11 protein-coding genes are annotated in these 12,106 nt (G+C 61.7%); 10 read left to right on the top strand and 1 reads right to left on the bottom strand.

Annotated elements, in window-relative coordinates:
• Positions 1–50: 50 nt before the first annotated feature.
• From ACWCIA_RS17650 to ACWCIA_RS17605, 10 genes are all read left to right on the top strand, one after another.
• Positions 51–341: a DnaJ domain-containing protein gene (locus ACWCIA_RS17650; RefSeq protein ID WP_454165330.1), complete on the top strand. Its 291-nt coding sequence runs from the start codon at positions 51–53 to the stop codon at positions 339–341.
• A gap of 37 nt (positions 342–378) precedes the next feature.
• On the top strand, positions 379–888 hold the full coding sequence (locus ACWCIA_RS17645) for a hypothetical protein (RefSeq protein WP_454165328.1): 510 nt from the start codon (positions 379–381) through the stop codon (positions 886–888).
• Positions 885–1,697 carry a hypothetical protein gene (locus tag ACWCIA_RS17640; RefSeq protein ID WP_454165326.1) on the top strand — a complete coding sequence of 271 codons (813 nt, stop codon included), beginning with the start codon at positions 885–887 and terminating at the stop codon, positions 1,695–1,697. The genes ACWCIA_RS17645 and ACWCIA_RS17640 overlap by 4 nt, the downstream gene beginning before the upstream one ends.
• Positions 1,698–1,714: 17 nt before the next feature.
• On the top strand, positions 1,715–2,587 hold the full coding sequence (locus ACWCIA_RS17635; protein WP_454165324.1) for a hypothetical protein: 873 nt from the start codon (positions 1,715–1,717) through the stop codon (positions 2,585–2,587).
• A 182-nt stretch (positions 2,588–2,769) separates the two neighbouring features.
• The gene (locus tag ACWCIA_RS17630) at positions 2,770–3,993 is read left to right on the top strand and encodes an MFS transporter (protein ID WP_454165322.1); all 1,224 of its coding nucleotides are present in this window, start codon (positions 2,770–2,772) and stop codon (positions 3,991–3,993) included.
• A gap of 204 nt (positions 3,994–4,197) precedes the next feature.
• Positions 4,198–6,990 (top strand): type VI secretion system Vgr family protein, encoded by a 2,793-nt coding sequence (locus tag ACWCIA_RS17625; RefSeq protein WP_454165320.1) that lies wholly within the window; start codon positions 4,198–4,200, stop codon positions 6,988–6,990.
• A 45-nt stretch (positions 6,991–7,035) separates the two neighbouring features.
• Positions 7,036–8,646, top strand: a complete 1,611-nt coding sequence (locus ACWCIA_RS17620; protein ID WP_454165318.1) for a hypothetical protein — start codon at positions 7,036–7,038, stop codon at positions 8,644–8,646.
• 2 nt (positions 8,647–8,648) lie between these two features.
• Positions 8,649–9,773 carry a hypothetical protein gene (locus ACWCIA_RS17615; RefSeq protein WP_454165317.1) on the top strand — a complete coding sequence of 375 codons (1,125 nt, stop codon included), beginning with the start codon at positions 8,649–8,651 and terminating at the stop codon, positions 9,771–9,773.
• A 218-nt stretch (positions 9,774–9,991) separates the two neighbouring features.
• Positions 9,992–10,315: a hypothetical protein gene (locus tag ACWCIA_RS17610; RefSeq protein ID WP_454165315.1), complete on the top strand. Its 324-nt coding sequence runs from the start codon at positions 9,992–9,994 to the stop codon at positions 10,313–10,315.
• A 107-nt stretch (positions 10,316–10,422) separates the two neighbouring features.
• Complete coding sequence (locus tag ACWCIA_RS17605; RefSeq protein ID WP_454165314.1) at positions 10,423–10,749, top strand: hypothetical protein; 327 nt, start codon at positions 10,423–10,425, stop codon at positions 10,747–10,749.
• Positions 10,750–10,835: 86 nt separating this feature from the next.
• Here the strand turns inward: ACWCIA_RS17605 and ACWCIA_RS17600 are convergent, their stop codons facing one another.
• Entirely contained in the window at positions 10,836–12,086 is a 1,251-nt protein-coding gene (locus ACWCIA_RS17600; protein WP_454165312.1) for a CaiB/BaiF CoA transferase family protein, read from the bottom strand.
• Between the last annotated feature and the right edge of the window lie 20 nt (positions 12,087–12,106).

Below are 12,106 nucleotides of genomic sequence, written 5' to 3'. Positions count from 1 at the left end.
AGGATAATCTCGTTTTGCCGTTTCTCGGCTATAGCCGGAGAGTTCCAAAAGTGGAAAATTTATACGCGATCCTCGGCGTCGCGCCGAATGCCAGCGACGAGGAGATCAAGAAGGTCTACCGCTCGCTGGCGATGCGCTACCACCCCGACCGCAACCAGGCCCCGGGCGCGGAGGCGCGCTTCAAGGCCGTTACCAAGGCCTACGAGATCCTGTCGGACCGCGCCAGGCGCGAAGAATACAACCAGAGCGTGAACCACCGCATCGTGCTCGACGCCGAAGCCGAAGCCTTCGAACTGTGGCGCTCGCTGTTCGCGCTCAACGGCGTTACCTTGCAGGCCTGACCCAGGCGGGCAGAGCTACCCCATTACAGGAAACAACATGAAAAAAGTACATCCCGAATTCGCCTACCAGTCGCGCGAACTCGAAGGCCAGATTGACGGCACGCTGGGCGACCCGCCGAACCGCAAGAACTACGACATGATGGTCGGCGCGCTGGTGTCGGAATACGCCGGCGGCTCGGGGATCGACGACGTCAACCTGATGGCCTTCGCCCTCGTTGACAAGATCAAGTTCCTCGATCCGAAGGGCCTGATGCGCGAAGCGGCCGACTACGCAGGCGACGACCCAGCGCGCGTGTTTGCGATGGCCGAGTGCACGGGCGAAGACGGGGCCGCCATGTATGCGGCGATGACCGAAAACTATCCGGAGCTGGCACGCCAGGCGATCATCACCGCCTTCCTGTACAAGCACCAGCAGCGCTGGGAAGACGACGACCAGTCGCTCGAGCAGCTCGGCAAGGACGACGAGGGCGACGACGACGAGAACGACGACTTGGGCGCGACCGACGACTTCACGCAGATCTTCGACGGCGAAGGAGAACGCGAATGAGCAGCAATGCGAGCGACGATGCTGATAACAGCGCAAGCAACAGCGCCAACCTGCCGGCACTGACCAGGCAGGTCAGCGAGCTGGTCCTGGCCGGCTCGCTGCAGCACGCCGAAGAGGCGTTCTCGCAGGCGGCCGACGAGCATGGCGACTACGCCGTGGCCGAAGTCCTGGCTACGCTGCCGCCGCAGGTCACGGCCCTGCACCTGGCCGGCTTCGACGGCGCCAAGACCTCGCTGGCCACCATGCTGGTGCCGCCGAAGGCCTGGGCCGAGAGCCTGGCTTACCTGGCCGCAACCTGGCCCGACAACATGATCGAGGACGACCCGGAGCGCATCGCCGAGGGCCTGTTCAACCACGTGCACGGCGTGGTCTACGCGACCGACGACGAAGACCGCCGCCACGAGCTGCTGGCCGAAGCATCGGCCACCGACCACGGCGCGACCGTGTTTGCCATCCTGTGGTCGCTGGCGCCGAAGGAGATCATGGAAGTGGCCGGCGAAATCAACTCGAAGGGCCGCTACGTGACGGGCCAGACCTCGTCCGACAGCGACATCGTGCCGCTGGCGATCGACCTGGCGAAAGCCAGCGAGGACGGCTGGGAGCGTTCGCTGATCGAGCTCTTCCCCGAATTCCGCCACAGCAACGAGATGGCCGAGGCCGAGTTCCCGGACGATCCGGACGAAGACCCGAACTTCCAGCAGCGTTCTACGCGTGACCTGCTGTACCGCCTGCGCAAGCAGGTGCCGTCGGTCCGCACCATGCCGCGCCGCAGTACGCGCAAGAGCATGGGCACGGACATCTTCTCGTGAGCGGAGCGCCCCAGTCGATGTTGCCAGCAATCGTCATCGAAAAACTGCCGCGCCTGGTGCGGGCGATCAAGCTGCTGCCGACCCAGGCGGACGCCGACGAGGCGATCGCCCTGGCCGACGAGCTGTCCTCGGTCACCGCAATGGTGGCCGAGAAGTTCACCAACGACCGCACCGCCGAAGGCATCCAGCGCGCGCTGATGCTGACCGTGGGCGGGATGTCGCTCGGCCTCGAGCATTTAGTCGACGACGACAGCGACGAGACCGCGCTCGACATCCTGATTACCGACGGCGCCGAGTACGTGTTCCAGGCCGGTTTCCGCATGATCCGCGAACTGGCCGCGCTGCCCGAGGACAGCCTGGTCGGCGAGTACGACCTCGACCCGATCTACGCGAACCGCCGCCTGAAGGAACTGTTCGTCGACATCTGCACGGCCGATCCGGCCGAAAGCTGGAGCGGCTACGAGCGCTACCTCGGCCAGGTGAAGCAGCGCGAAGGCGTGCAGGCGATCGTGCACGCCGCCCAGTGGCTGCGCAAGAACCACTACAAGGGCCCGGTCAAGGATCCCGACCTGAATGCCGAAGGCGTGATCGCGCTGGCGATCATCTTCGCCATCGACGGCGGCGGCACCATCGTCGCGCGCACCACCCAGAAGGAATTCGAGGCCTTCGTGCGCTCGGTACGCAAGAACAATCCCGACTTCGAGGCCGGCTGGGCGGCGCTGCTGGACAAGGTGCCCGCACCGCACCGCGCCATCATCGCCGAGCGCGTGCAGGCCTACCGCGACACCTGCACCGTGTTCAAGAGCATCCAGACCAAGGCGCCGATGAAGCAATTGGTGGCGGAGCTGGAGAATTACGCGGGGTCGGAGCTGGATCAGGAGTATCCGTAGGCACGCGAGCGTACGCCAGTTTGCACAATGGAGGGACGTAGGGCGGACGGGTTCCCCGTCCACGCGTTCATAACGTCAGCTTAGCCGCGACAGGACCACGGCCGCGTCCCCGAGGATTCCTGCCCCCTCCGATGGCCACCGCCGTTTTTCGGTATCATGAACACTCGAGTTCAGGATCCCCCATGTCTTCACCCGCCATCGCCGCCGGCAGCCCGGATTTCAAACGCATCAACCGCGCCATGGCCTTCGGCGGCTTTTCCACCTTCGCGCTGCTCTACAGCGTGCAGCCCCTGATGCCCCTGCTGGCGCGCGACTTTGCGCTGACTCCGGCGCAGAGCAGCCTGGCGCTGTCGATCTCCACCGCCGCGCTGGCGGTCTCGCTGCTGGTGTCGAGCGTGCTGTCCGACCGCTTCGGCCGTAAGCCCCTGATGGCCGCCTCCATGCTCAGCGGCGGCGCCTTGACCCTGCTGGCCGCCTTCACCAGCGACTACGCCCAGCTGCTGGTGCTGCGCGCGTTGCTCGGCTTCATGCTGGGCGGGCTGCCGGCGGTCGCCATGGCCTACCTGAGCGAAGAGATCGAAGGCAGCTCGCTCGGCCTGGCCATGGGCATGTACATCAGCGGCAGCGCCTTCGGCGGCATGACCGGGCGCGTGCTGGCCTCGGTCATCAGCGATTTTTATTCCTGGCGCGTGGCCCTCGGCCTGCTGGGCGCGGCCGGCCTCTACGCCGCCTGGGAGTTCTGGCGCAGCCTGCCCGCATCGAAACGCTTCCGGCCGGGGCAGGGAGGCTTCGCCGGCCTGGCCGACGGCATGCGCGGCCACGCCCGCGACGCCGGCCTGCCCTGGCTCTTCGCGCTGTCCTTCCTGCTGATGGGTTCCTTCGTCAGCCTCTATAACTACATCGGCTACCGCATGCTGGGGCCCGAGTTCGGCCTGCGCCAGAGCGCCGTCGGCGCGCTGTCGGTGCTCTACCTGCTGGGCATTTTCAGTTCCGTGTGGGCCGGCCGGCTGGCCGACCGCCTGGGCCGGCGCAACGTGCTGTGGCTGGTGATGTCGGTGATGTTCGCAGGATTGCTGCTGACTCTGCTCGGCAACCTGGCCGCCGTCGTGGCCGGCGTCGGCCTGTACACCTTCGGCTTCTTCGCTTCGCACTCGGTCGCCAGCAGCTGGGTCGGCAGGCGCGCCCGGCCGCCGCAGGCGCTCGCCTCGGCGCTCTACCTGTTCTTCTACTACCTCGGCTCGAGCGTGGTCGGCTGGGTCTCGGGCTATGTCTGGGAACACGGCGGCTGGCTCGGCGTGGTCGGCCTGCTCGGCGCCATCCTGGTGGTGGCCATGCTCATCGCCCTGCGCCTGCGCGGCCTGGCGCCGCTCGAAGCGACCGCGCCGTCGACGCCTCCACCCGGCTGAGCATTTGCCCGCCATTGACGCGTATCAACTCCGATCGCGGTCAAGCCTAAAAGAACAATTGCTAAACTAAAATTAACCGTTGCTAAACTAAAGATCAGATCTTCAGGCGCAAACGGCGCTTCTTGATCCGGTCAACTTCGCCTGTTCGATGTTCCCGGAGTAAAGGAGCTTGCAGATGGCAGCGATGTCGGTCGCGGTGCGCGCATGAACGCACCTGATTTTTCCTCCCTCGGACTGTTCGGCACCGGCCTCGGCCAGCATGCCCGCCTCATCACCTTGAGCACCGCCCAGGACAGCGAGCTGCCCCAGGCGCTCGCGGCCGAGCGTTTTACGGGACGCGAAGCGGTCAACGAACTGTTTTCCTTCGAGATCGACGCGCTCAGCACCTCGACCGACCTCGACCTGTCGCTCTTCCTCGGCGAGGAACTCACCGTCGGGCTGCTGCAGCCGGATGGCAGCCGCCGCCACTGGCACGGCCTGTGCACCGGATCGTCCTGGCTGGGGGCGGACGGCGGCGTGGCGCGCTACCGCCTGCGGCTGGAGCCGGCGCTGTCGCTGCTGGCGCTGCGGCGCGACAGCTACATCTTCCAGGACAAGAACGCGCGCGAGATCGTCACCGAACTGCTGGCCGACTATCCGCACATCGCCTTCGACTTCGACATCACCCAGGAACTGCCGCCGCGCGCCATCTGCACCCAGTACCGCGAGAGCGATCTCGACTTTTTTGTCCGGCTGCTCGCGTCCGAAGGGCTGAGCTGGCGCTTCGAGCACGCAGCGGGGCAGCACCGCCTCGTCGTCTTCGACAGCAGGGCGCAGCTGCCCGCCGTGGAGCCGATCCGCTTCCACGGCGTACGCGCCACCGAACGCGACGACGCCATCGACCAGTTCAGCGCACGGCGCACGGTCAGGGCGAACGGTGTCGCCATCAGCAGCTGGGACCCCACGCAATTGTTCGCTCCTGGAGCCGAGCAGCAATCGCAGCTCGACGCCGGCAAGCTGCCGCTGCTGGCGCTCTACGACGGCAGCGGCGAGCGCATCGCCAGCGACCGCCGCCAAGGCGGTCGAGGTGCAGCCGACGTCCACAGCAGTCTGATGCTCCAGGCGCTCGAGATGGAGAACAAGGTCTTCGAGGGTGCAGGCGCGGCAAGGAGGCTCGCTGCCGGCCAGGTGTTCAACTTGACCCAGCACGATCGATACCCCGAGGGCGAGAACGGTTTCAAGGTGCTGTGGGTAAGGCACGACGCCCGCAACAACTTCCGCACCGGGATCGCCGGCAAGGCGGACGGCGTCGAAAACGGCACCTACCGCAACAGCTTCGGCTGCGTGCGCGAGGCGGTGGCGATCGTCCCGGCGCTCACCAGCGCGCCGCACAAGGTCACCGCGCCGGGACCCCAGTGCGCGCTGGTGGTTGGCCTCAGCGATTCGGTCGCGACGACCAACCGCGACCACCAGGTCCGGGTGCAGTTCGCATGGCAGCGCGGCCGCGCCGCCAACCCCGGCGGCATGGCGCACGACACCGACGACAAGGGCTGCGCACCCGGCAATGAGACCTCGGGCACCTGGGTCCGCGTGGCCGAAGCGCTCGCCGGCCCGAACTGGGGCACCCAATTCATCCCGCGCGTCGGCACCGAAGTGCTGGTCGACTTCATCGAAGGCGACATCGACCGCCCCGTGGTCAATGCCCAGCTCTACAACGGCGCCGACACGCCGCCCTTCGCCGCCGGCGTCGATTCGGGCGTCAACCACGCCGGTACGCTGTCCGGCATCCACACCCACAACTTCGACGGCGGCGGCTTCAACCAGTGGCAGCTCGACGACACCCAAGGCCAGGTCCGCACCCGGCTCGCCACCAGCACCGCCGCGACCCAGCTGAACCTCGGCTACCTGATCCAGCAAACACCCGGATCGGCCCAGCGCGGCGCCTTCCGCGGCAGCGGCTTCGAGCTGCGCACCGACGCCTGGGGCATCGTCCGCGGCGGAGAGGGGGGGCTGTTGTCGACCAGCGCGCGTACGCGCCAGGGCAGCGGCGTGACGTCGACGCAGATGGACGCGGCGGAGGCAGTCTCCCTCCTCAAGGGCGCGAAATCGCTCGGCCAGACTCTCGGCGACGCCGCCGCGCAGCAGCAGGCCCTGTTCAGCAAGGACACCGCAAAGGCGCAGGCCGGCTTCATCGAACAGATCGATCCGAAGGCCAAGGGCAAGCATCCGGGCGCCGTCAACGGCCACACCGCACTCAAGGCCAAGCCCGGCTCACGCGAGCTCGACAGCGACCAGCCGGTCGAAAAATTCGGCGCAGCCATCGTCCTGATGGACTCCGCCGCCAGCATCAACTGGGCCACCCCGGCCTCGACCCTGATCCACGTTGGCCAGCAGCTGCACTGGACGACCCAGTCGGACTTGCACCTGGCCGCAGCACATACGGTGTCGTCGGTCGCAGGGAACGCGGCCAGTCTGTTCACGCATGCGGGCGGCATTCAGGCAATTGCCGGGAACGGGCCAGTGTCGCTGCAGGCGCATACGGATCAGCTGGAGATTTTGGCGGACAAGGAGATCACCGTCATTTCCGTGAACGACTGCATCGAGATCAAGGCCAAGCAAAAGATCGTGCTGCAGGCGGGACAGTCGGCGATCACGCTGGAGGGGGGCGATATTACGTTTGCTTGTCCGGGGAAGTTTTCGGTAAAGGGGGGGAAGCATTTGTTTGATAGCGGCGCGCGCAATGCGGCTAACTCACCGAATCTGCCAGGCGAGCTCAGCGAAGAAGCAAAGCATTGGATCGCCTTGCACTATCTGGACCCTGAGCTGGGGGAGGGAATACCCGAGGCCGACTATGAAATTCATTTTGAAGAAGGTGCAGTATTGTCCGGAACCCTCGACAAGGCTGGTCAGGCCCAGCACGAGAATATCCTGAATAAGTTTGTCAAGAAAGTTGTGTACTCGCCACGCAAGCCTATCAAAGAGCAGTCGCATGACCCGCTGGAAAAGCTGCTCAGCTAAGCAAGGTTGTTCCTTTCTAAATCGCGCTCAATCGAGGGAAACTTGATGGCAGACGTAAATGCGACACAAATGCGCGACGCGTTGGCGTGGGCGACGGGGGAAGAGGCACCCGAGCCAAACACGAACCCGTTCGTTTGGTTCTGGGAAGCGATCGAGGGAGACTTCAACGAGAACCGATCAACGTCGCAAATTTTAGTAGATGCCGGTATTTCGATGATCCCCCTAGTGGATCAGGTATGCGATGTGCGAGACCTTATCGCAAACTGCCGCAAACTCTCGCGCGACCAGACTGACCTTTGGAATTGGGTGGCACTTGTCTTGACTTTGATTGGTCTTTTCCCAGCGCTGGGTTCGCTAGTGAAGGGCATTCTGAAGATATTTTTCGGCTTCGTCAGACGCTCGGGCGGAGAAAAAATTTCGGAGGCCGTGGATGCGGCAATGAGTTGGGTAATTTCGTTCCTCCGGCGGCGCCAAGTGCAGGAATACCTGAAGGGCCACAAGGTGGATGAGGTTCTGAAGTGGCTTGCGCAAGAGATTAAAGCAACGCGCGGTAAAATCAGTGCTAGCGAACTGCTGAAGACCTTTGACAGGGTAATCAAAGTTATAGAAGCGCTTGCAAGAAAGGTCGAGTATGTTCCTGTACTTGGGCAGAAGGCAAATCAGGCTCTTGTTCAGGTAAAGTCCATTCGCTCTAACGCGAACCTCCAAATTGCCCGAGCCCTAAAGCCGGTGCAGGATATCGTGGATACTGCAGTAATGCGACTGGAAAAGGAGTCGATGCAGCGACAGAGCGGGATTGTCGACGCCAAGAATATCCACTATCGTGGCGCGCTTCCTGAATCAGCAGCAGTAGCACTGATGCGAAAGAGGAAGCCCAAATGGCTTACCCACCGTGCGGATTTAGTATATCCGGAAGTAGAACCGAATGATGTGAGGTTCGACGTTGATGCCAAAGCGTCGAGCACAACAGCCAGCGGAAAAGCAAAGAATCCGAAGGATATATTTCCTTCGCTAACCGATCAAAACATTCGGTCGTTTCATACGTTAACGGCTGCAACAATTGCAGGGCCAGCTCGTCTATATCGTATCTTGGCCCCGAACAGTCGAGGAATGAGTGATTGTTGGGTAAGCGAAGAAGTTTTTAAAAGGCTCCAGAGTGACGTTGATCCGAAATCGGCTTGGCGGAAATTTCTCGCCGTATGGCCAGACTGGAACGTTAACGGACAATTTGTGGTTTACGATATCAAGGCTGGCGAATCGTTAAATGTTTGGCGAGGTATAGCCTCGAGCCAAACGAAAAACAGCCTGCCTGGCTATCAGTTGGAAGGCGGATACGAACAAATCGTATTCAAGGTAGATAGAGCGGATCCACGGAATGACGAGATGTTGTACTACAAAGTAGGTGGTGGCAAAGCATCAAAACTAGGCAAGCCGATGACGCAACGTGAAGTATCTTTGAAAGCCGCGAGGATGAATTCGTCTCAGCAGAAGGCATTCTATGATTCACACCTTTCTGTCCGCGAAAAAATAAACCATCCGAACATTAGCGGCCCTTTCGAAACTGGATGGGGATATACTGAATTCGAAGGAGCCGGGATGGCAGCGAAGATAGGCCTTCCAGATTTGCCTGGGCAGAAAACATCGCTAGGGAGCTAACTATGAATCATATTGAAAAAAGCGGCGATGCGATTTGCCTAACGCAGTGGCGTAAAGCTCAAGCCGTTATGTTATACCATTTTACGTCGGTAGAATACCTTGCCGTCTTGCATAAAATGGTTGGTGATCTGATTGCCGGTTTTGTCGAGCCTCTGCTGAAGACCGCAGAAACCCAAGGCAGAGATAGAGTGTTGATGAGCAAGATCTGGGGCGAGAGAAATCTCAGCAAAAATTGGGAAAATAATGCTTGGCCGTTCTTGAAGGACCTGCAAGCGTCGCTTGCTGTAGATATTGCATTGCGTACATCAGGAAAATACCGGTCGACTGCGGTCAATGAGTCTCTTAGAGGAGTAGCTGAGTACTCCACCGAGTGGGCGACTCCGGGTGAGGAGAAACTATTAAATCTTGCGCTTGCCACAATCAGCGAATACGCTGCTCCACATGATAAATCCGTCGATAAGTACCAGAATAAATGGAACGATTATCGTTTTGCCTACGTTTATCCTGCGTTCATAAGCCTGATGCTTAAAGCTCCAAGACTTCAAATTCGGGGAGACGTCATTGCATCGACTGGGGAAATCCCGCCAGAGACCGGCGTATATGTTGCTCTTGACGATCCTCATGCATCGTTGCAGTTTGTTTGGAAAGGGGCGGATGCGGCGAAGCTTCGTGCTGCAAACACCTTTAACGAGATCGGTCTTGCTGCATTGCGGACAGTTGGTCGCGAGGCTCTTTGGTTTGACGAGAAGAAAATGTTTGCATTCGCAACGTCCTCGCCATACGCAACTGTCTTCAAAGATTCGGTATTCCTGTACGACGAGCCTTATCCCTCACTTGCACCTGCGGCCGTTGCGCGCCAAGCGTTTTCGAGTTGCTCTTCCCGTTGGGCTCTTGTTGAGATAGTTCCGGGCGAATTCGAAGATCTAAGCGCGCTATTTGCGAAGGATGAGGTGATCGCAACGATGAATCGACGAGTACCTGGCGGGTCTGTTTGCGACTTGGCAGGATACTATTTTAGTCCCGCACATCCGGGTAGTCGACGATTCCTTCAGCTTGGGGAAATTGCTCCCAAGGACGAGTCAGAATATGGCAGTACGTACTGGCAATGGGATGAAAATCAGAGTTAGCTAACATGACATTGTAAGTCGGAAATTCTCGGTTCGATGCGGGCGAAACGTGCATGAAAGAGGGTTTCTATTTCTCTCCAGCCGACGTGCACTCGCGCCGCTACTTCCAGCGCGGGGAACAATTTCCTACTTTGAGCGCGGAATACGGAAAGACCATTTGGCAGTGGGGCAGTAATCAACCCTGACTGTTGACGCATAGGCTACGTGAAGAGATGGGAATGAAAACACTGGCTGTTTTCCTCGCGGGGTTGGTAAGCGGGGCCTTACTTTTCGCGACTTTCGCAGACACCCGGACCGGAAATAAAAAGACAAAAGTACACATCTTGAAAGCCCCGCTAGTCCTGGTCGGCGACCGGCCGACGACGAAGCTCCACTTACTTCCTGCCGGAACAATCCTATATGTTGACCAAAGTTTTCCCGAGGGTTTTACGCGATACAGGATTTATGTCAACGTTGATCGTATGCCACTGGAGCTCAAGGATCTCGAAGATCCGGCAGAAGTGGCGCCGTTGGAAGCCCGGCCATTACCAGAAACGGATTGAAAAGGAACACGGTGGGTCGAGCATTGCAGCATAGCTAGAGTGCGCACCGCGCGCATACATTCGTCACCAGCGCTAGAATGGTTTGCTCTTTCTCAAAGGAGGTCATCATGCTCCAAGCAAATGAAATCCAGCAACGGTACAACCACCTGCAGCAAACCATCGGCGAAGCCGAGCAGGCTTGCAAGGCGTCGCAGGATACGCCGCCGGAAATGCGTCAGTGCATCGAGCGTATTTCGCGGGAGCTGCAGCAGGCGCGCGATGTGATGCAGTCGAATGACGAGGCGCGCATCGTCCAGTGCGTCGACAGCCTGGAAGACATGGGCGACGAGGCCAAGCGCATCAGCAGGTCGAGCCCGCAGATGCCGGCGCATCTCGAGGCGGTCGTCACCCGCGTTCACGCCGAGCTGTCGGACTTCAAGCACAAGCTGCACTGATTGCCCGCAGGCCGTGCCGCATGACGCGGCGGGCCGATGCGGTTCACTCCACGCGGGCTTCCACAGCCCGCGTACCAACACACGGCTTATACCACCCCGCGCTCGCGCAGCGCCGCAATCTCGTCGCCGCTTCGGCCCAGCACCTCGCGCAGTACCTCGTCGGTATGCTGGCCGAGCAGCGGCGGCGCCTGCTCGCTCGTCGCAGGGGTTGCCGACATCTTCATCGGGCTGCGCACCAGCTTGACCTTGCCGGCGCTCGGGTGCGGCAGTTCGACCGCCATGGCGCGCGCCTGCACCTGTTCGTTGGCGAAGACTTCGCCGACGTCGTTGATCGGGCCGCAGGGCACGCCGACCGCTTCCAGCATCGCGATCCATTCGTCGCGCGGGCGCGTGGCGACCATCTCGGCCAGCAGCGGCACCAGCACGTCGCGGTTCTGCACGCGCAGCGGGTTGGTGGCGAAGCGTGGGTCGGATGCCAGCTCCGGCCGTCCGCCGGCTTCCACAAACTTCTGGTACTGGCCGTCGTTGCCGGTGGCGACGATGATGTGGCCATCCAGGCAGGCGAAGGTCTGGTAGGGCACGATGTTGGCGTGGGCGTTGCCCCAGCGCTTGGGCGGCTTGCCGCTGTTGAGGTAGTTGCTGCCCACATTCGCCAGCATCGCCACCTGGGTGTCGAGCAGGGCCATGTCGATGTACTGGCCTTCGCCTGTGCGGTCGCGGTGGGTGAGTGCGGCCAGCACGGCGATGGTCGCGTACATGCCGGTCATCAGGTCGGTCAGGGCGACGCCGGCCTTTTGCGGGCCGCCGCCCGGCAGCTCGTCGCGTTCGCCGGTCACCGACATCAGGCCGCCCATGCCCTGGATCAGGAAGTCGTAGCCGGCGCGGTGGGCGTAGGGGCCGTCCTGGCCGAAACCGGTGATCGAGCAGTAGACGAGGTCCGGCTTGATCGCCTTGAGCGAGGCGTAATCGAGCCCGTAGCGTTTCAGGTGGCCGACCTTGAAGTTTTCCAGCACCACATCGGAATGGCGGGCCAGTTCGCGGATCAGGGCCTGGCCGTCCGCGCTGGCGATATCGACCGTCACCGAACGCTTGCCGCGGTTGGCAGACAGGTAGTAGGCCGCCTCGCTGGTGTCCCGGCCGTCCGCGTCCTTGGCGTAGGGCGGGCCCCAGGCGCGGGTGTCGTCGCCGCTGCCGGGACGCTCGATCTTGATCACGTCGGCGCCGAGGTCGGCCAGGTTTTGCGAGCACCATGGCCCGGCGAGGACGCGCGACAGGTCGAGGACGCGGATGTGCCCGAGCGCCTTCCGGGCGCCGGGGAGTGAACCGGATGTGGTCATGCTGGTCTCTTTGCCAAGTT

It is taken from the genome of Massilia sp. SYSU DXS3249, from assembly GCF_053668055.1.
The sequence above is the reverse complement of the archived record's forward strand: the minus strand, read 5'-3'. Positions and strand labels throughout refer to the sequence as shown.